Below are 18749 nucleotides of genomic sequence, written 5' to 3' on the forward strand. Positions count from 1 at the left end.
GGCAAGCCCGCGCCGTAGCACATGACATCAGGAAATCAAGCGGCAAGCCAGCGCTGCACACTTTTCGGCGTCATGCTCCAGCGGTGGCCGGCAAGATCAATTGTTTTCCGGATAGCCGGCGATGCTGGTGCGCGTCAGCTGCCAGTGGACTTCGGACACCTCGGAGGCCTTGAAGGCAAGCACGATCTGCCGGCTGCGGCGCGGGCCGCCAAGACCGGCGAAATAGATCGATTCCTCGACCTCCGGCACCACTTCGCCTGACGTGAACACCCAGCTGTCGGCCTGGTCGGCGGTCAGCACCAGCCGGTCGTGCTCGTCCTGCAGCAGGTTGATGTCGGGATGGATGTGGAAGCGCACGGTGATGAAGTCGCGGCCATTGTTGCGGATCGAGGCATTGCCGGGCCGCTGGAACCGGTCCCTGCCGGCCAGCACATTGCCGTCCGTCGACAGCTTCAGCTCGCGCTCATGCAGGAATCCGAACCGCTGGATATAGCCGTCATGGCGGGCGATGAAGCCCTGGACGCCCTTCTGGTCGATGCGCTTGCACTGCACATGCTGCGGGCCGCCGATCAGCGGCGAACCGAGCAGGTCGTTGACGCGCAGCGAATGGCTGAAGCGAGCCGACGAGGTGTCGTTGATGGTGGCGGTCGAGTGCGCGGCGGTGGCGCGCGCCAGCGGCCGGAACTCGGCGGCGCCATAGGTGTCGATGCCGGCATTGACGATATAGTGCTGGCGGCCGGACGACAATTCGAAGGCGAGGCAGCCTGCATGCGCGGCGTTGGAGACGTCGACCGGCGGCGGCAGGCCGGTGTCGGCAATGACGGTGACGCCGCCCATCGACAGCCGCTCGTAGCCCGAATGCGGCGCGTGCAGCAGTGGTGCGCCGGCGGTGTCGTCATGGCGCAGGATGGTGGCGATGCGGTCGTGGATGGTGGCGCCCATGCCGTTGAAGCGGGCGAGGCTGCCATCCTGGTGGCGGAAGAAGCGCAGCGCCGGTAGCATGCGGTCGATGGCGCCGATCAGCGCCTGCGGCGGGGTTTCGGCCTGGTTGGCGTAGGTCTGGCGCAGCGGCAAAAGGTCGGCGAGGATTTCCAGCACCGCCATCGGATTGCGCGAGATATGGCCGCCATCGGCGAGGATCTGGCGGTTGAGCTCCTCGGCGAGGTTGCGGGTTGCGCCGCGCAGCGCCGAAGCCGGCGCCGGTAGCGAAAGAGCGGCAAAGGCGAGCGCGATGCGGGCACGCAGCCGGTCCTTGCCGTCGGGCATTTCGCGCGCCATCGACCTGAGATAGCGGATCTGGACGGCCAGCGATTTCAGGAAAGCGCGGTAGAAGGGAAATTCGGCGCCCTGCAGCACGACGGAGGAATGCTGCAGCCAGGCGATGATGCGCTTGGCCGTGGTGCCGGGCTCCCAGGCGACACCGGCAATGTTGTTGCCATGCATGGCGATCCAGTCGGATACCAGGGCACGCGCATTGGCGGCGGCAAGTTCGGTACCGGCGGCGCGCATGTGGCGCAGCCAGCGAAACCCATGCAGCGTCTTCTGCCAGCCGCGGTTGGGCACGTTGATCTGGAAAGGCGATTTGCCGCCGGTTTCGACCAGATGCCCCGACAAGGGATAACGGCCGTAGTAGATCTCAAGCGCGATCTGCGGGTCGGCGAGGCGCAGGTCCGGTGGCGCGATCAGGACGCGTTCGGGCGTGCGGCCGGAATAGCGCCAGCGATAAATCGGCCCGGCACGCAGGCGCCGGCGCGTTTTGCGCCAGAACTCCTTCGCTACCAGCGTCCACAGACGCGTCGTGTTGCCGGCAGCAAGTGCCAAAAGCCCTCCTGATCGTCCTCTACCCCGGCACCAAGTTTACATGATTGAACGACTCGTGCGAAGGCGAATTCCTGGGACCGGGTCCGTTTCACCGGGTTTTGTCCCATCCCCTCCCTAAAAAAGTCAGCAAATCCGGATGCTTACATATTCAGCCGGCGCGCCGCATGCGGGCGGCGAAGAAACCGTCCAGGCCGGAACGTTCCGGCGCGCCGAGATCGAGATCGGCTGGCGTGGTGCGCAGCGTGCCTTGTTTCGTCAGGAACGAATCGATGCTGGCGATCTCGCCCTGATGCAGGGGATCGTCGACGACATCAGGCGATTGCTTGAGGAAAGCGCGATAAAGCTCCTCGCCTTCGAGCGGGTCGAGCGAACAGTTGGAAAAGACGATCCTGCCACCGGGCTTGACCAGGGTGACGGCGCGGGTGAGCAGCCTGCGTTGCAGGTCGGCGAGCTTTTCGACATCGGCCATGGTCTTGGTCCACGGCACGTCGGGGTGGCGGCGTACCGTGCCGGTCGACGAGCAGGGCGCGTCGAGAAGCACGGCGTCGAACAGCTCCGCCGGCTCGTATTCGAGCAGGTCGGCCTGGACGATGTCGGCCGAGAGGCCGAGGCGCTCGAGATTCTGCGCCAGCCGCGCCAGCCGGTTCTTCGAGGTGTCGACGGCGGTGACCCTGGCGCCGGCCAGGATCAGCTGGGCGGTCTTGCCGCCGGGCGCCGCGCAGAGATCGCCCACACGCAATCCCTTGGTATCGCCGAACAGTTTTGCCGGCAGACTGGCCGCCGCATCCTGTACCCACCAGGCGCCTTCGGCGAAGCCCGGCAGGTCGGTGACCGCGCCGACAAGATTTTCCACGCGCACCGTGCCGGTCGGCAGCACGGTACCACCAAGCCTTTCGGCCCACAGCTCGGGATCGGCCTTGACCGAGAAATCGACCGGTGCCTCATGGCGATGCGCCGCCAGGATCTGTCGGGTCTTGTCCGCGCCATAGGCGGCCTGCAGCCGGTCTGAAAACCATTTCGGCGCTTCGTCGGTGGCGGCAAGGGCGGCCGGCAGTTCGGTTTCCTTGGCTCGAGCCAGCGTGCGCAGCACGCCATTGACCAGGCCGGAAAAACGCTGCGTGCGCGGATCGGACTTGGCGTGGGTGACCGCGAGGTCGACGGCGGCGCTGTCGGGAATGTCGAGGAACAGGATCTGCGCCGCCGCCACATGCAGTATGTGCGACAAAGCGGTGGCATTGGGCGGCAGCGGCTTTTCCAGTCGCTTTGCCAGCAGCCCGGTGATGGTCATGCGATAGCGCAGCGCGGTGACCAGGATGGCGCGCACCAGGCCACGGTCACGCAGGTCGAGCGCCCTGTATTGCGGATGGCCGTTTTCGTGGTCGGTCAAGCCGTCGAGCGGCGTCCTTGCGTCGATGACGGCGGCAAGCAGCCGAGCCGCCGCCTTGCGGGCGGCGAGACCGGCGACGAATTCGCCGCCGTCCTTCTGGTCCTGATCGCCTGAGCCTGTGCGCCGAGGTGTGCTGCCTGCCACGCTCACGACCACCGGCCTTTGGGCCCGGTCGGGTTGCGACCCCATGGATTGGGTTTCGGCTTGGCCGGTTCAGCCGGCGGTTCGGCAGCGGCCGGCTTGCCCCAGGGGCCGGCCGACTGCTGCTCGTCAGCCTGCGATGGAACCGGCGCCTGGCGTTGGGGGGTGCGTACCGCGCCGTCGCCCATCCCGCGCGCCATCTCCTGCAACGCGGCGATGCGGTTCTCGGTGCTCGGGTGGGTGGAGAACAGATTGTCCATGCGCTCGCCATGCAGGGGATTGATGATGAAGAGATGCGCCATCGCCGGATTGCGCTCCGCATCGGGGTTGGGAATGCGTTCGGCGCCGCGGGCGATCTTGTCAAGCGCGGATGCCAGCCAGAGCGGGTGTCCACAGATTTCGGCGCCGCGCCGGTCGGCCTCGTATTCGCGTGTGCGGCTGACCGCCATCTGCACGATCATGGCGGCGAAGGGCGCCACGATCATCGCCGCCAGCACACCGACAAAGCCGAACGGGTTGTTGTTGTCGCGATTGCCGCCGAGGAAAAACGCGAAATTGCCCAGCATCGAGATGGCGCCGGCAAAGGTGGCGACGATGGTCATGGTCAGCGTGTCGCGGTGCTGGACATGGGCGAGCTCGTGCGCCATGACCGCCGCGACCTCCTCATGGCTCAACCGCTGCAACAGGCCGGTGGAGGCGGCGACCGCCGCGTTCTGCGGGTTGCGGCCGGTGGCGAAGGCGTTCGGCTGCGGATTGTCGATCAGATAGGTTTTCGGCATCGGCAGCCCGGCCTGCTTGGCCAGCGCCTGGACGATGGCGTAATATTCCGGTGCGTTCTTCTCGTCGACCTCGACGGCATGGTTCATCGACAGCACCATCTTGTCGGCGTTCCAGTAGCTGAACAGATTGGTGCCGGCGGCGATCAGCAGCGCGATCATCATCCCGCCCGAACCGCCGATCAGGAAACCGACGCCCATGAACAGCGCCGTCATCGCGGCAAGAAGCATGGCGGTGCGGAGAGTGTTCATCGTCTGCTCCTGTCGTGGTGGTGGCAAAAAGAGGTCGATAGTCTCGGTTTCATGGCTATATGATGGGAAAGAGCTGCCGCTGTTTCAATCCGCGGGGAATATCGCATGACCGACGAAACCAGTAAAACGCCCGCCGAAACCGACGGCGACGCCTTGCCGAAGGAGCTGACGCCGGCCGCACGGCGGGCGCTGGCCGAGGCCGAGGCCCGGCGCACCGAATATCGCGAGAAGGAAGCCGCCCTGCCGAAGGAACTCGGCGGCCGTGGCGGCAAGGAACCCGGCCGCTATGGCGACTGGGAGGTCAAGGGCCTGACCAGCGATTTCTAGGGGTTCGTCTAGGCAGCGTTGCGCTGCCGCTCAAGCGCCAGCCAACCGCGCTCGTCGATGGTGATACCGACATCGTCGTAGCCAGCGATGGCTGCATGGTGCGTCGGCAACGGATGCGCGTGTGTGGCGCTGATCACCATGACCGCGGCTTGCGCGGCCTCGGCCGCCGAGATGCCGGCCGGAGCATCCTCGAACACAAGGCAGTCGCGCGCATCGACGCCGAGCCGTTCCGCTCCCAGCCGGAAGCAGTCGGGCGCCGGCTTGCCGCGGGAAACGTCTTCCGCGGCGACGAGGACGGCGGGAACCGGAATGCCGGCGGCCTTCATGCGCGCCAGCGCCAAGGAACGTGGCGCCGAGGTTACGATCGCCCAGCTTGCGCTTGGCAAGGCATTGAGAAACGCCACGGCGCCGGGGATCTGGACAATGCCATCCAGATCGTCGGCCTCGGCCTTCAGCAGCAGGTTGGCCTCATGCGCCGGATCGACGCCTGGAAGGGCAAGGTTCGTGATGGTCTCGATCGCCCGCACGCCATGGATCGTCGGCAGGAAGGCGGCGACGTCAAGACCATGGCGGCGTGCCCAATCGCTCCACACCCGCTCCGCCGAGGCGATGGAATTGACGAGGGTGCCGTCCATGTCGAAGAGGAAGGCGGCGAATTTTCTGCCAGAAAACATGATTTTCCTTGAAGTCCGGGGGAGCGTGTCGAGGGAGGGCCCAACCGTAACGTCAAGCCACCGACATGGAAAGGCGCGAGGCGTATTTTGGGGCGGTCCAGGGAACCACCGCCACATTGCGACGTTTCAACGGCACCTGCTTTCCATGACGATCGAAGGGGACGTGCGATGCTGATCCGGCTCGGCTACGAAATCGCTATTGAATGCACCGAGGCCACTCCTGTGATTTCGCTGCTGGAGATCCACAAGGACAGACAGGCCGACATCAAGCGGCAGACGCGCGTGCTGACCTCGCCTGCTGTGCCGACCAGGCTCTATCACGACCTGCATGGCAATGGCTGCCGCCGCTTCACCGCGCCTGCCGGTACGTTTCGCATCCTCTATGACGCGGTCGTCGAGGACAGCGGCGAGACGGACGAGGTCAACACGCTGGCCAGGGAAGTGCCGGTGGCCGAGTTGCCTGACGAGGTGCTGGGTTATCTCCTCGGCAGCCGCTACTGCGAGACAGATCACCTCAGCAACCTCGCCTGGCAATTGTTCGGTCATCTTCCGTCCGGCTGGGCGCGGGTGCAGGCGATCGTCGACTATGTCCACAACCGGCTGTCGTTCGGCTATGGCTATGCGCGTTCGACCCGCACGGCGGCGCAGGCGCATGAGGAACGGGTCGGGGTCTGCCGTGACTTCGCCCATCTGGCGATCACGCTTTGCCGCTGCATGAACATTCCGGCGCGTTACGTGAACGGCTATCTCGGGGATATCGGCGTGCCGATCGATCCGGCGCCGATGGATTTCTCGGCCTGGATGGAGGTGTTCCTCGACGGCAAGTGGTACACGTTCGATCCACGCCATAACCGGCCCAGAACCGGCCGCGTCGTCATCGCGCGCGGCCGCGACGCCACCGATGTGCCCTTGCTGCACAGCTTCGGCCCGCACCGGCTCGCCCTGTTCAAGGTGTGGACCTACGAACAGGAAGGCAAGCTGTTCAATCCGCCCCATCACGGTATCGACAGGACGGTGAGCGCACAGATGCTGGCTTGAGGCGCATCGATATTCGGCCGGCCTGCAAACGGCCTGACCTTGGATCTCAACGCACCCTGGTTCCCTGCCGCATCATGTCTGTCCCGCAATTTCGGGACAGTGATCCGCTTCGGCACAGAAGGCCTGTGCCGCAACAGGACGGCGCCGACCACTGCGTGATTGCTTCGATCCGGGCATGGTAAGCGGTTCGTAAACACACCGAAGTCGCGCGTTCCTGTTTACCGATCATTCACCTTGGCAAAGATCGAAATCCAATGAAAACAACATGTTGAGATCGGCGCCTCCGCTCCGGTGCATAACGGGCGCCGTCCGGCTGGAATCCTGCATTGCCCTCATCGCGGCGACGAGGCCGAGGCATGCGGAGGTTGTTGGATGCGAAATTACGGGGGTCTTGTCCACGCGGTCGGCGGGTTCGCCAGACATAGGGGTGGAAATTTCACGGTCCTGTTCGGCTTTGCTGCCTCGGTCCTCGCGCTGGCCGCCGGCTTCTCGGTCAACGTCGCGCAGCTCTACAATGCCAGATCGAGCCTGCAGGGCGTGGTCGACGCCGCGGTGACGTCGACGGCGCGCGACCTGACGACCGGCGCCATCAAGGAAGCCGACGCCGACAAGGCAGTGCAAGCCTTTCTTGACGCCAACAGCACGGCCGGCATCCTGAAGGCCGACCAGGTCGTGCTGGACAGGCTCACCGTCAACCCGACGGCCAGAACCGTGCAGGCGGATGTGCATGTCGATGTCAGCCTCTATTTTCCGTTGTTCGGCATCAGTGACATGCGGCGCGTCGTCGCTTCCACCACAGCACTCTATTCGGACAAGCAGGTCGAGGTCGCCATGATGCTCGACATCACGGGATCGATGGCGAAACGAGGCAACGTCGACAAGATCGGCGATCTGAAAGCAGCGGCGAGAAACGCCGTCCAGACGATGCTCCAGAACCAGGACTCGAAGAACCCCCGCATCCGCGTCGCGATTGTGCCTTACGCATCCGGCGTGAACGTCGGCAAGCTGGCGGAAAACGTCTACGCCGAGAAGCAGGCGAGCTCTGATCTGCCGCCGGTCGCCGGCAGTTCGCTTCTCGTCGCAAAGACGGGCAAGACGACGTTGCCGGCCTTCGGCGACTACAAATCCATTGTTGGCGCGGCAATGCCAAGGACCGACAATTGCGCGACGGAGAGGAAGGACAAGAACGGCAATGCGGATTTGAGTGCCGATGGCCCGGACACGGTTCGCACCGACAAGACCGGCAAGAACTACTATGCGCTGGTCAACCGGGATGATCATCTGGGTGGCGGGAGCATGAACAGATGCCCCGACGCGGAAGTGATCCCGCTGACGGCTGATTCCGGCGCATTGCTTGATTCGATCGGCGCCTTCCGGGCCGATGGTTACACGGCCGGCGCGATCGCCATCCAGTGGACCTACTATATGCTGTCGCCACAATGGCGGGCTGCGATCAAGAATGCCGGTCTCGGCAACGGCGCCTCGGATACCAATGCGAAGAAGATTGCCAAGGTCGCGATCCTGATGACCGATGGCCAGTTCAATACCGCCTTCGCCGGAGCCGGGGGAAGCTACAACGGCCAGGGCAACCTTGCCCGCGGTAACGCCGAAGCCCTCTGCGGCAACATGAAAAATGATGGCATCGAGATTTTCACCATCGGCTTCGATCTGAACGACAAGGACATGTCGCCAACCGAGCGGGACCAGGCAAAGGCGGTGCTGAAGGGCTGTTCGTCGAAGGACGCTTCCGCCGCTGACAGGCATTATTTCGAGGTGTCCACCGGAGTGGAATTGGACGCCGCCTTCCAGGAAATCATCCGCAACACCGAAAAGGTCGCACTGACCCAGTAATCCGCAAAAAGGAAAAGGCCGCCGCTTCTTTCGAAGCCGGCGGCCTTCCGTGTTTCCGTCCATGGCGCGGCCTGTGGCGGCAACCCCTTCGGGTTACCTGCCGCGCATCTCGCGCCTTAACGGGAAGACTGCTTCCCGAAAGTGCAATCCGCTGAGGCCACGTTCTGGAAAACGAAATCACTCGACATCGGATCACCTCCTTTCGATTTGTTGAACACATGCTCATGATGGGGTGCGTTGCAGCAAATGACAAGGTGCCATGCTGAAAAAGGCGTCTGCCGGAAAATCCCGCCCAGGGCAGATCCGCGTGCTTCGGCTTGCGATCCACGTCCCAAACAGACAAGATTGCGCAATCGGGCCGTTGGGGGAACGAGCATGGACGCCACCGAAAGAGCCGCGCGCATCGTTCGAACGGTAATCGAGGCCCTGAAGCCGGGCTTTGCCGTCCGGCTATGGACCGGGGAACGGATCGGTCCCGCCGGGGGACCGGTGCTTGCCATCAACGATCAGGATATTGTCTGGCAGTTGGCCCGCCGGCCAAATTTCTCGACGCTGCTGGAGATGTGGATTTCCCGGACGATCGACGTCGAGGGCGGGTCGCTGTTCGATCTCTATGCCTTGCCGTCACAAGGAAAGCTGAGGTTGAAGGCATTGCCGAAGCTGGCGATCCTGCGCGACCTGCCGGCAGTCCTGTTCTCGCGACGACAAATGACGAGACGGGCCGACCTGGCCGGCCGCAATCCCTTCGTCAGCGGTTCCAACAAGCAGGCGATCGAACATCACTACGATATTTCGAACGCCTTCTACCGGCTCTTCCTCGACGAGCGCATGGTCTACACCTGCGCTTATTTCACCGATTTCGCCAATGGGATCGACCAGGCTCAGAAGGACAAGCTCGACCATATCTGCCGCAAGCTCCGGCTGAAGCCGGGCGACCGTCTGCTCGACATCGGATGCGGCTGGGGTGCGATGCTGATCCATGCAGCCAAGCACTATGGCGCCATCGGCCATGGTGTCTCACTGTCCGAGGAACAGAGCCGGCTGGCGCGCGAACGCATCCGCGCCGAAGGGCTGGAGGACAAGATCACCATCGACATCAAGTCCTACACCGAACTCGACGGCAGCTATGACAAGATCTCGTCGATCGGCATGTTCGAGGCCGTCGGTCTCGCCAACCACGCCACTTATTTCTCGACCGTCCACCGGCTGCTGAAGCCGGGCGGCATCTACCTGCACCACGCCATCACACGCCGCGGCAAGGGCGGCACGCGGAAGACGCTGCGCAAGGGTGCGGAATACAAGGCGCTGATCAAATACATCTTCCCCGGCGGCGAGGTCGACACGATCGGCATGACAACAGGCAATCTCGAGGCGCATGGTTTCCTCATCGCCGATGTCGAGAATCTGCGCGAGCACTATGCCCGCACCTGCAGGCTGTGGGCGGAGCGCCTGCATGCCCGTTTCGACGAAGCGATCGCCGAGGTCGGCGAGCCCAAGGCGCGGCTATGGCTGCTTTACCTGACCGGCTGTTCGATCACTTTCGATCGCGGCTCGGCGCAGATCTTCCAGACTGTCGTCACCAAGCGCGCGCGGGGGCCGAGCGGCCTGCCGCCGACGCGAGCGGATCTGTATCGGTAGTTACAGGAACCGCATCGCGTCGCCGACCTTGATATCGGCCGGCCGGTCCACCGTGCAGTAGACGCCGAGATTGTGGGCATTGTGGCGGACCAGGTTGCGCAGGATCGCCGGATCGTTGTCGAAGCCGTCCTGGGCGATGATGGTGAAGCCGCAGCGGCGGCATGGTTCGGAAATCGTCAGGAGCAGGTCGCCGATCGCGAGCTTGCGGCCGATCCATTCCGTTTCGGGAAACGAGCCTTCCATCGCCGCCATGTCGACGACGATGTTGGGGCGGAAGCGGCGCGGGTCGGCCGCCCCATCCGGGTGCAGCGCCTTCAGCCGCGCAAGCGAAGCCGTGGTCAAGAGGTGGATCGGCGCCTTGGTATAGCGCGCCTGGGTGACCGGACCGGCATAGGCGGGTGGTGCATTCTCCCGGCCGAACGGCCGGATCGAGGCGGCGAAGCCGAGATAGGCCGATACGGCGCGGTCGCATTCGGCGCCTGGCGCGGCCAGCCAGTCGCCGCCAGGGACGGCGACCTCCAGGTCGCGATCATTGGCCAGCCGGGTGCGGATGCGCGGCACCTTGTGCCATTTCGCCTCGCGGTCGGGCCGGGCAATCTCGTTGTCCGAGGTGTCGACGAGGCCGAACATGCGGTCGCCCGCCATGCCCGCTGGCCCGACCAGGATGGCGTCCCGGCGCTCGCCGGCGAGCGAACTGGCCGGATAGCGCCAGAGTTGGCTGACAGAGCCCAATGCCGCGTCTTCCCGCATCAGCCCTTCTTGTTCTGCCGGTTGGCGACGAGGTCGTCGACGACCGCCGGATCGGCCAGCGTCGAGGTGTCGCCAAGCGCGGCAAAGTCGTCCTCGGCGATCTTGCGCAGGATACGGCGCATGATCTTGCCGGATCGGGTCTTGGGCAGGCCCGGCGCGAACTGGATCTTGTCGGGCGAGGCTATGGCGCCGATCTCCTTGCGGACATGGGCGATAAGTTCCTTGCGCAGGTCCTCGGTCGGCTCTTCCCCTTTCATCAAGGTAACGTAGCTGTAGATGCCCTGGCCCTTGATGTCGTGCGGGTAGCCGACGACGGCGGCCTCGGAGACCTTCTCATGGCTGACCAGCGCCGATTCGACTTCGGCCGTGCCCATGCGGTGGCCGGAAACGTTGATGACGTCGTCGACGCGGCCGGTGATCCAGTAGTAGCCATCGGCGTCGCGGCGGCAGCCGTCGCCGGTGAAGTACTTGCCCTTGTAGGTCGAGAAATAGGTCTGCACGAAGCGGTCGTGATCGCCATAGACGGTACGCATCTGGCCCGGCCAGGAATCGGTGATGCAGAGATTGCCGTCCGCGGCTCCTTCCAGCACCTTGCCTTCGCCGTCGACCAGCTGCGGCTTGACGCCGAAGAAGGGCCTTGTCGCCGAGCCTGGCTTGAGGTCGGTGGCGCCGGGCAGCGGAGTGATCAGGATGCCGCCGGTCTCGGTCTGCCACCAGGTGTCGACGATCGGCACCTTGGCATTGCCGACGACGTTGAAATACCATTCCCAGGCTTCCGGATTGATCGGCTCGCCGACCGAACCGAGTACGCGCAGCGACTTGCGCGAGGTCTTCTTCACCGGGTCGTTGCCGGCCCCCATCAGCGCACGCAGCGCCGTCGGCGCGGTGTAGAAGATGTTGACCTTGTGCTTGTCGATGACTTCCCAGAAGCGCGACTGCGACGGGTAGTTGGGCACGCCTTCGAACATCAGCGTGGTGGCGCCGTTGGCGAGCGGGCCATAGACGATATAGCTGTGGCCGGTGACCCAGCCGACATCGGCGGTGCACCAGTAGATGTCGCCATCATGGTAGTCGAAGACATACTGGTGCGTCATCGACACGTAGACGAGATAGCCGGCGGTGGTGTGCAGCACGCCCTTCGGTTTTCCGGTCGAGCCCGACGTGTAGAGGATGAACAGCGGATCCTCCGCCTTCATCTTCTCGGGCTTGCACTCGGCCTTCACCGACGCGACTTCGTCGTGGTACCAGACATCACGGCCAGGCGCCCAGCCGATCTTGCCGCCGGTGCGGCGCACGACGACAACGTTCTTCACCATCACATGGTGCCTGGCGGCAATGTCGATCGCCTTGTCGGTGTTCTCCTTCAGCGGGATCGGCTTGCCGCCGCGCAAGCCCTCGTCGGCGGTGATGACGAAGGTCGATTCGCAGTCGACGATGCGGCCGGCCAGCGCATCCGGCGAGAAGCCGCCGAAGACGATCGAATGGATGGCGCCGATGCGCGTGCAGGCCAGCATCGCATAGGCGGCTTCCGGGATCATCGGCATGTAGATGGTGACGCGGTCGCCTTTCTTGACGCCGTGCTTCTTCATCACATTGGCGAGCCGGCAGACATGTTCGTAAAGCTCGTTGTAGGTGATCTTCCTGTCGTCGTAGGGGTTGTCGCCTTCCCAGATGATGGCGGTCTGGTCGCCGCGCTTCTTCAGGTGGCGGTCGATGCAATTGTACGAGACGTTGGTCAGCCCGTCCTCGAACCACTTGATCGAGACCTTGCCGTCGAAGGAGGTGTTCTTGACCTTGCTGAAGGGCTTGAACCAGTCGATGCGCTTGCCGTGCTTGCCCCAGAATTTGTCCGGGTTCTTGATGCTGTCGGCGTACCATCTCAGGTAGGTGTCATTGTCGATCAGCGCATTCTTCTTCCACGCCGGCTGGACGCGATGGACATGAACCTCGGACATTCCTGATTTTCCTCCCGAACCAATCCGCCGGCTTGAAACGCCGGCGGGATCGCGGCGACGCAGCCGCGAATTCGGCGGCATTATTACCAGTTCCGCCGTAACGGCAATATTAGACGTTGGATTCGCGCGGCGGGATGCCGCAGGGAGCGTCGTAGGTGCTGTCAGCACTCGAGCCGGTTCGCTGCTAACTATATGTTTTCGCGTCGAAAAGCCTGTTTCGATCAGGAAAAATCAATAGACAGTTAAGCAACGGCGCGCACAATCTGACGTTGGGAGGAAAGGAGACTCAACCTGGGGACCGCCATGCGCGACCATGCCGAAATGGACCTGATGCTCAAAGGCTATGGCCTGACCACGGCCAAGATTCTCTATCACTTTCCCGACCATCCGCATCTGCTGCAGAGCTTCATCTGGCAGGACTACGACCTGGCGCCGAAGTTTCCGGTATTGATCCGCTTCATCGAATTCTGGAGGGCAAAGCTCGACGGGCCGCTGCATTCGGTCGTCTACACGCACCAGAAACTGATCGCGCCGAATGAGTGGCGCAAGGTGGATGGGGAGTTCGTGCTGCACTGAACGCAGTAGCCAGGCATTTTATCGACCATTAGTGGTGGCGCAAACGCGCGTCGCTTCGTCATCCACGGGCGGAGCAAGGAGCGTAGCGACGCGGCGCAGACCCGAGGATCCATGCCGGGACTTCCGAGTGCCACAACAGTGCAGAATAATGCTCCGCTGCACTCTACGGCCAAGGTCACGGAATGGATCCTCGGGTCTTCGCGACGCCGCTTCGCGGCTGCTCCGCCCGTGGATGACGAAGTTGAGGGGCTTCGGCTACTCCCCAATGTCTATGGCGGTCCCAGACTGCAGGATCGCGACTTAATCACACCGCCGGCGGGTTCAGCCGGGCGAAGGCTTCCTGGCGGCGGTACGGAAAATACGGATAGGGCGCGGTGACTTCACTTGCCGCGTCGAGTTTTTTCACCTGCTCCGGCGTCAGCGACCAGCCGACCGCTCCAAGGTTCTGGCGCAGTTGCTCCTCGTTGCGGGCGCCGATGATCACCGACGACACGGTCGGGCGCTGGAGCAGCCAGTTGATGGCGATCTGCGGTACGGTCTTGCCGGTTTCCTGCGCCACCGCGTCCAGCGCATCCATCACCCGGTAGAGATGTTCGTCCTCGACCGGCGGACCGAAATCGGCCGTGTCATGCAGCCGGCTTTTTTCAGGCAGCTTCTGGCCACGGCGGATCTTGCCGGTCAGCCGGCCCCAGCCGAGCGGGCTCCAGACCAGCGCGCCGACGCCCTGGTCGAGGCCAAGCGGCATCAGTTCCCACTCATAGTCGCGGCCGACCAGTGAGTAGTAGACCTGATGTGCGGCGTAGCGGGGATAGCCGTGCTTGTCGGCCTCAGCCAGCGACTTCATCACTTGCCAGCCGGAGAAGTTGGAGACGCCGACATAGCGCAGCTTGCCGGCGCGCACGAGTTCGTCGAGCGTCGACAGCACCTCCTCGATCGGCGTGCCGGCATCGAAGGCATGCAGCTGCAACAGGTCGATGTAGTCGGTGCCGAGGCGCTTCAGCGCGGCGTCCGTGGCCTTGATCAGCCGCGAACGCGACGAGCCGTAATCGGCCGGCCCATCGCCCACCGGCAGTGAGGTCTTGGTCGAGATCAGCACGGCGTCGCGGCGGCCCTTGATCGCTTCGCCCAGCACCTGTTCCGAGGCGCCGTTCGAATAGACATCCGCCGTGTCGAACAGATTGACGCCGGCCTCCAGGCAGATGTCGACCAGCCGCCGCGCTTCCCTGGCGTCGCTGTTGCCCCAGGCACCGAACAGCGGGCCGGAGCCGCCGAAGGTTCCAGCGCCAAATGAGAGTGCGGGCACTTTCAGGCCCGATGCGCCGAGACGTCGATAATCCATTTTCTGCTCCTGGTGGTTTGGAAAGAAGGAAAGGCAATCCGGTCCGCCGACGAGCGTCAGGACCGGACGGAGACAGGCCCGCCGAGCGCGTTGGCGCGATCGAGGCGCAGGGCCAGCCCAGCCACGGCGAGTGCCGCGACCGGCAGCAAGGCGGCGACCCAGGTGAGCGAATCCAGTCCGAGGCCATGGGCGATGACCGCGCCGCCAAGCCAGGCGCCGGCGGCATTGCCGAGATTGAAGGCGGCGATGTTGAAGGACGAGGCGAGGCTCTGGCCGGCGCCTTGCGCCTTTTCCAGAACCCACATCTGCAACGGCGCTACCGTGGCGAAGGCGGCTGCGCCAAGCAGGCCGACATAGATGACGGCCATGACCTGGCTGTGGATGGCGAAGCTCATGGTCGTGAGCACAAGGGCCAGTACGACGAGACTGCCCAGCACCGCCGGCACCAGCCAGCGGTCGGCGACCTTGCCGCCGACCAGGTTGCCGGCGATGAGGCCGCCGCCGAAGACGAGCAGGATCGGCGACACGGCGGCTTCCTTGAAGCCGCTGATCTGCGTCAACAGCGGCGCGATGTAGGTGAAGACGGCGAAGACGCCGGCATAGCCGAGCACGGTGGTGGCAAGCCCGAGCAGGACCGGCGTGCGGCGCAGCACGGCGAGATCGGCGCGCAGGTCGCTCTTCTCGGGCGCGGCCTGGCTGCGCGGCACCAGGGCCAGGATGACGGCGAAGGCCGCCAGGCCGACCGCGGTGACCGCCCAGAAGGTCGCACGCCAGCCGAAGGCCTGGCCAAGCCAGGTGCCGAAAGGCACGCCAAGGATGTTGGCGATGGTGAGCCCGGTGAACATCAGCGCGATCGCCGAGGCCTTCCTGTTGGGCGCGACCAGGCCGGTGGCGACCACCGAGCCGACGCCGAAGAAGGTGCCGTGGGCAAAGGCAGTGATGACCCGTGCCCCCATCAGGGTCCAATAGTCGGGCGCCAGCGCACAGGCGAGATTGCCCAGCGTGAAGATCGCCATCAGCGCCAGAAGCACGGTCTTGCGCGGCCAATTGCCGGTGGCGATGGTGAGCAGCGGCGCGCCGATGACGACGCCGAGCGCATAGCCCGAAATGAGCTGCCCGGCGGCCGAGATCGAGACGCCGAGATCCTTGCTGACGTCGAGCAGCAGGCCCATGATGACGAATTCGGTGACGCCGATGCCGAAGGCACCGGCGGCGAGGGCGTAGAGAGCAAGAGGCATGGCGGTTCCCACTTTGAAAGACGGCCGTTAAGGCGATGAGCGCCTTTGGCCAATCCGCGCCCCGACCGGGAAGATCGTGTTGCCGCGTGCTGTGAACCAGACTTGATCAAGGCATATTTTCTGTGAAATAGATTCACAGATGGCCAGACCCGACATAAACCGTTCCGGCGAGATCGAAGTCTTCGTGCGCGTCGTGGAGGCGGGCAGCTTTTCCGCCGCGGCGCGCGCGTTGCGCATGACGCCGTCGGCCGTCAGCAAGCTGATCGCGCGGCTGGAAGCCCGGCTCGGCGCGCGGCTGGTCAGCCGCTCGACGCGCAAGCTGCTGCTGACGCCGGAAGGGGCGGCATTCTATGAAAGCGGGCTGCGCATCCTCGCCGACATGGCGGCGGCCGAGCGCGAGGCGGCCGCGGGCGCCGCGCCGCGCGGGCGGCTGCGCGTCAACACCTACGTGCCGTTCGGGGTGCACCGGCTGATCCCGCTGCTGCCGCGCTTCCTCGAACGCTACCCCGAAATCTCGGTCGATCTGGTGCTGACCGACAGTGTCATCGACCTGATGGCCGAACGTGCCGATGTGGCGATCCGGGCCGGGCCGCTTGGCGAGTCACGGCTGGTGGCGCGCAAGCTCGGGCAGAGCCCGGTGGTCGTCGTTGCGGCCCCTTCCTACCTGGAGCCGCACGGCACGCCGCTGACGCCGGCCGATCTCGACACACACAACCGGATGGGCTTTGGCTTCGTCAGGCACATTGACGGCTGGCCGTTCCTCGACGCGCGGGGCAATGCCGTCATGATCCCGATCACCGGCAACGCCCAGGTCAGCGACGGCGAGGCAATGCGGCTGATGACGCTGGCCGGGGCAGGCATTTCCCGGCTGGCGCGCTGGCATGTGGCGGCCGATATCGCCGCCGGGCGGCTGGTGCCGCTGCTGGAGGATTTCAACCCGGGCGACGAGGAGGCGACGCACGCTGTCTATGTCGGCCAGGGCCGGCATCTGCCGGCACGGGTAAGGGCGTTTCTCGATTTTCTGGCCGAGAGCGTGCGGCTGGGCTGAACGGTTTTCGGGAGCCGGCCGGCTCCCGAAATGTCTGTGCCGGCTGCTTATGCCTTGGGTACGAACGGCGCCGGGCGCCGGCCGGCGCCTTGCCGCTCCAACATCCAGCCGGGATATTCGGACGGCAGCGCGCTGACTTCGTCGAGCTTGGCGAGATCGTCCGCGTCGAGCTTCACTTCAGCCGCGGCAAGGTTCTGTTCGAGCTGGTCCATACGGCTGGCGCCGATGATGACGCTCATCACGAAAGGCTTGGCCAGGACATAGCCGAGCGCCACCGTGGCAACGCTGACATCGTGCTTCTTGGCGATCTCGCGCATGACGCCGACGGCCGCCCAGGCACGGTCCTCGTTGACCGGCGGGAAGTTGAAGGACGCACGTCGGCCTTCGCCATTGCCGGGCGCACCGGGGCCGTATTTGCCCGACAGCAGGCCGCCGGCCATGGGCGACCACACCATCAAGCCGAGTTTCTCCTCATTGATGAGCGGCACGATCTCACGTTCGAGATCGCGACCGGCGATCGAATAATAGGACTGTATGGTCTCGAAACGAGCAAAACCCTTGCGGTCGGCGATGCCGAGCGCCTTGGCGATGCGCCAGGCCTGCCAGTTGGAAACGCCGACATACCGGACCTTGCCGCTGGCAACGAGATCGTCGAGCGCCCGCAGCGTTTCGTCGATCGGGGTCACCGCGTCGGTACCGTGCAGCTGATAGAGATCGATATGGTCGAGCTGCAACCGTTCGAGGCTGGCATCGACCGAATCCATGATGTGACCCCGCGAGGAGCCGCGATCGTTCGGTCCGTTGCCCATGGTGCCATGGACCTTGGTGGCGATCACCACGCTCGATCTGGGAATGCCGAGGTCTCGCAGGGACTGGCCGAGCAGGCGCTCGGATTCGCCGAAGGAATAGACGTCGGCCGTGTCGAAGAAGTTGACGCCGCCGGCGATCGAGCGGCCGACGATCTCGTTGACGCCCTTCTGGTCGAGGCTGGCGATCAGGCCCCATTGGGCATTCTGGCCTGCGGCGCCGAAGGTCATCGTGCCGAGACAGAGTTCGGAGACGAACATCCCCGTATTTCCAAGCTGGTTGTAACGCATGGCGAAGGCTCCAGGAGAAATGTGATGACGCAAAACAAATAGGAACGGTACGTTTCGTTTCCAGTGTTGGCGTAATGACGCTTCAGGATTGGCCCAACGCTGTAGGCATGAGCGGAGGTGAGATGCCCACGAGGCGAAAACGAACTGGCTTAGGCGTCCCAGGGATTGAACACCGTCACGCCTGTATCGTCGAAGTCGGCAACATTGCGCGTCACAAGAATGAGATCATGGACAAGAGCGGTAGCCGCGATGAGGATATCGGCGCTGCCTCGTGTACGGCCGGCGGTGATGCGGCCCCAAGTTAACGCGACATCTTCCGTGACGGCGAGAATACGATCGGCATTGTCGCGCCGAAGCTCCCGCAGCCACAGATCGAGGCGTGTTGCCTTTTCGGAGTCGACCTTGCGTAGCTTGATGATCCCACGCTCGATCTCTCCAAGTGTGATGACGCTGAGGCTGACCGAGGTCGGATCCACCGAAGCCAGCCATTCGGTTGGCTTGGGTAGTCGCCTCTGCACATCCGAAACGATGTTGGTGTCGAGCAGATACATCAGAGATCGACGTCCCGGATCATCGTCTCCGAGCGGCGGTTGACCTCTTCGGCGAAATCATCGTCCCAAACCGGACCAGTCAAAAGATATTCGGCCAACGACTTCTTCTTTCCGGCCAGGCGGTCGTAATCCTCGGCGGAAAGCACCACTGCGGCGCGCTCGCCGCGCAACGTCACCGTCTGCGGTCCCTCGCTGCGCGCACGCTGAACCACCTTGGAGAAATTGTTCTTTGCGTCCTGAAGGTGCCAGTTCATTGAATGCCTCCTAGCTAGCTTGGCTAGATATAACAT

General features: G+C 64.1%; 17 protein-coding genes. 6 read left to right on the plus strand and 11 right to left on the minus strand.

Annotated elements, in window-relative coordinates; genetic code table 11:
• Positions 1–96: 96 nt before the first annotated feature.
• The 3 genes from MesoLj_RS06430 to htpX all read right to left on the minus strand — a co-directional run bounded on the left by MesoLj_RS06430 (position 97) and on the right by htpX (position 4377).
• Positions 97–1821: a heparinase II/III family protein gene (locus tag MesoLj_RS06430; protein ID WP_202325467.1), complete on the minus strand. Its 1725-nt coding sequence runs from the start codon at positions 1819–1821 to the stop codon at positions 97–99.
• Positions 1822–1969: 148 nt separating this feature from the next.
• Positions 1970–3358: an RsmB/NOP family class I SAM-dependent RNA methyltransferase gene (locus MesoLj_RS06435; protein ID WP_202325468.1), complete on the minus strand. Its 1389-nt coding sequence runs from the start codon at positions 3356–3358 to the stop codon at positions 1970–1972.
• Positions 3355–4377, minus strand: coding sequence for a zinc metalloprotease HtpX (gene htpX / locus MesoLj_RS06440; protein WP_202325469.1), 1023 nt, complete (start codon positions 4375–4377; stop codon positions 3355–3357). The genes MesoLj_RS06435 and htpX overlap by 4 nt, the downstream gene beginning before the upstream one ends.
• 105 nt (positions 4378–4482) lie before the next feature.
• Here htpX and MesoLj_RS06445 point away from each other — a divergent pair, with 105 nt between their 5' ends.
• Positions 4483–4704 (plus strand): DUF1674 domain-containing protein, encoded by a 222-nt coding sequence (locus MesoLj_RS06445; RefSeq protein WP_140776701.1) that lies wholly within the window; start codon positions 4483–4485, stop codon positions 4702–4704.
• Positions 4705–4712: 8 nt separating this feature from the next.
• On the opposite strand, the gene MesoLj_RS06450 is transcribed toward MesoLj_RS06445, so the two are convergent.
• A complete protein-coding gene (locus tag MesoLj_RS06450) occupies positions 4713–5378 on the minus strand; it encodes an HAD-IA family hydrolase (protein WP_202325470.1) in 666 nt (221 codons plus the stop codon).
• A 168-nt stretch (positions 5379–5546) separates the two neighbouring features.
• On the opposite strand from MesoLj_RS06450, the gene MesoLj_RS06455 reads away from it, so the two are divergent.
• From MesoLj_RS06455 to MesoLj_RS06465, 3 genes are all read left to right on the plus strand, one after another.
• The gene (locus MesoLj_RS06455; RefSeq protein ID WP_140776697.1) at positions 5547–6416 is read left to right on the plus strand and encodes a transglutaminase-like domain-containing protein; all 870 of its coding nucleotides are present in this window, start codon (positions 5547–5549) and stop codon (positions 6414–6416) included.
• A 372-nt stretch (positions 6417–6788) separates the two neighbouring features.
• A complete protein-coding gene (locus MesoLj_RS06460; RefSeq protein WP_202325471.1) occupies positions 6789–8267 on the plus strand; it encodes a TadE/TadG family type IV pilus assembly protein in 1479 nt (492 codons plus the stop codon).
• A 375-nt stretch (positions 8268–8642) separates the two neighbouring features.
• A complete protein-coding gene (locus MesoLj_RS06465) occupies positions 8643–9905 on the plus strand; it encodes an SAM-dependent methyltransferase (RefSeq protein WP_202325472.1) in 1263 nt (420 codons plus the stop codon).
• Here MesoLj_RS06465 and MesoLj_RS06470 read toward each other — a convergent pair whose 3' ends face one another.
• Both MesoLj_RS06470 and acs read right to left on the minus strand, forming a co-directional pair.
• Entirely contained in the window at positions 9906–10655 is a 750-nt protein-coding gene (locus MesoLj_RS06470) for an MOSC domain-containing protein (protein ID WP_202325473.1), read from the minus strand.
• Complete coding sequence (gene acs / locus MesoLj_RS06475; protein WP_202325474.1) at positions 10655–12610, minus strand: acetate--CoA ligase; 1956 nt, start codon at positions 12608–12610, stop codon at positions 10655–10657. Before acs ends, MesoLj_RS06470 begins: the two co-directional genes overlap by 1 nt.
• Positions 12611–12913: 303 nt before the next feature.
• Here acs and MesoLj_RS06480 point away from each other — a divergent pair, with 303 nt between their 5' ends.
• Complete coding sequence (locus MesoLj_RS06480; RefSeq protein ID WP_202325475.1) at positions 12914–13186, plus strand: usg protein; 273 nt, start codon at positions 12914–12916, stop codon at positions 13184–13186.
• Between the two features lie 304 nt (positions 13187–13490).
• Here MesoLj_RS06480 and MesoLj_RS06485 read toward each other — a convergent pair whose 3' ends face one another.
• Both MesoLj_RS06485 and MesoLj_RS06490 read right to left on the minus strand, forming a co-directional pair.
• Entirely contained in the window at positions 13491–14525 is a 1035-nt protein-coding gene (locus MesoLj_RS06485) for an aldo/keto reductase (protein ID WP_202325476.1), read from the minus strand.
• Positions 14526–14581: 56 nt separating this feature from the next.
• Positions 14582–15763 carry an MFS transporter gene (locus MesoLj_RS06490; RefSeq protein WP_202325477.1) on the minus strand — a complete coding sequence of 394 codons (1182 nt, stop codon included), beginning with the start codon at positions 15761–15763 and terminating at the stop codon, positions 14582–14584.
• Between the two features lie 139 nt (positions 15764–15902).
• On the opposite strand from MesoLj_RS06490, the gene MesoLj_RS06495 reads away from it, so the two are divergent.
• Positions 15903–16811, plus strand: a complete 909-nt coding sequence (locus MesoLj_RS06495; RefSeq protein ID WP_202325478.1) for a LysR family transcriptional regulator — start codon at positions 15903–15905, stop codon at positions 16809–16811.
• A gap of 47 nt (positions 16812–16858) precedes the next feature.
• On the opposite strand, the gene MesoLj_RS06500 is transcribed toward MesoLj_RS06495, so the two are convergent.
• The 3 genes from MesoLj_RS06500 to MesoLj_RS06510 all read right to left on the minus strand — a co-directional run bounded on the left by MesoLj_RS06500 (position 16859) and on the right by MesoLj_RS06510 (position 18713).
• Positions 16859–17908 (minus strand): aldo/keto reductase, encoded by a 1050-nt coding sequence (locus MesoLj_RS06500; RefSeq protein WP_202325479.1) that lies wholly within the window; start codon positions 17906–17908, stop codon positions 16859–16861.
• A 149-nt stretch (positions 17909–18057) separates the two neighbouring features.
• Positions 18058–18459: a type II toxin-antitoxin system VapC family toxin gene (locus MesoLj_RS06505; protein ID WP_202325480.1), complete on the minus strand. Its 402-nt coding sequence runs from the start codon at positions 18457–18459 to the stop codon at positions 18058–18060.
• Entirely contained in the window at positions 18459–18713 is a 255-nt protein-coding gene (locus MesoLj_RS06510) for a type II toxin-antitoxin system Phd/YefM family antitoxin (protein WP_113192000.1), read from the minus strand. The genes MesoLj_RS06505 and MesoLj_RS06510 overlap by 1 nt, the downstream gene beginning before the upstream one ends.
• Positions 18714–18749: the final 36 nt, after the last annotated feature.

Source organism: Mesorhizobium sp. 113-3-9 (genome assembly GCF_016756515.1).
In the GTDB taxonomy this organism is placed as follows: Bacteria; Pseudomonadota; Alphaproteobacteria; order Rhizobiales; family Rhizobiaceae; genus Mesorhizobium.

Bases quoted from the DNA above. Each gene is read 5' to 3' on its own strand.
- MesoLj_RS06505 (WP_202325480.1), bottom strand. From the start codon at position 18,459: ATGTATCTGCTCGACACCAACATCGTTTCGGATGTGCAGAGGCGACTA.
- MesoLj_RS06460 (WP_202325471.1), top strand. From the start codon at position 6,789: ATGCGAAATTACGGGGGTCTTGTCCACGCGGTCGGCGGGTTCGCCAGA.
- MesoLj_RS06480 (WP_202325475.1), top strand. From the start codon at position 12,914: ATGCGCGACCATGCCGAAATGGACCTGATGCTCAAAGGCTATGGCCTG.
- MesoLj_RS06485 (WP_202325476.1), bottom strand. From the start codon at position 14,525: ATGGATTATCGACGTCTCGGCGCATCGGGCCTGAAAGTGCCCGCACTC.
- MesoLj_RS06490 (WP_202325477.1), bottom strand. From the start codon at position 15,763: ATGCCTCTTGCTCTCTACGCCCTCGCCGCCGGTGCCTTCGGCATCGGC.
- MesoLj_RS06495 (WP_202325478.1), top strand. From the start codon at position 15,903: ATGGCCAGACCCGACATAAACCGTTCCGGCGAGATCGAAGTCTTCGTG.
- MesoLj_RS06450 (WP_202325470.1), bottom strand. From the start codon at position 5,378: ATGTTTTCTGGCAGAAAATTCGCCGCCTTCCTCTTCGACATGGACGGC.
- MesoLj_RS06500 (WP_202325479.1), bottom strand. From the start codon at position 17,908: ATGCGTTACAACCAGCTTGGAAATACGGGGATGTTCGTCTCCGAACTC.
- MesoLj_RS06465 (WP_202325472.1), top strand. From the start codon at position 8,643: ATGGACGCCACCGAAAGAGCCGCGCGCATCGTTCGAACGGTAATCGAG.
- acs (WP_202325474.1), bottom strand. From the start codon at position 12,610: ATGTCCGAGGTTCATGTCCATCGCGTCCAGCCGGCGTGGAAGAAGAAT.
- htpX (WP_202325469.1), bottom strand. From the start codon at position 4,377: ATGAACACTCTCCGCACCGCCATGCTTCTTGCCGCGATGACGGCGCTG.
- MesoLj_RS06470 (WP_202325473.1), bottom strand. From the start codon at position 10,655: ATGCGGGAAGACGCGGCATTGGGCTCTGTCAGCCAACTCTGGCGCTAT.
- MesoLj_RS06445 (WP_140776701.1), top strand. From the start codon at position 4,483: ATGACCGACGAAACCAGTAAAACGCCCGCCGAAACCGACGGCGACGCC.
- MesoLj_RS06510 (WP_113192000.1), bottom strand. From the start codon at position 18,713: ATGAACTGGCACCTTCAGGACGCAAAGAACAATTTCTCCAAGGTGGTT.
- MesoLj_RS06455 (WP_140776697.1), top strand. From the start codon at position 5,547: ATGCTGATCCGGCTCGGCTACGAAATCGCTATTGAATGCACCGAGGCC.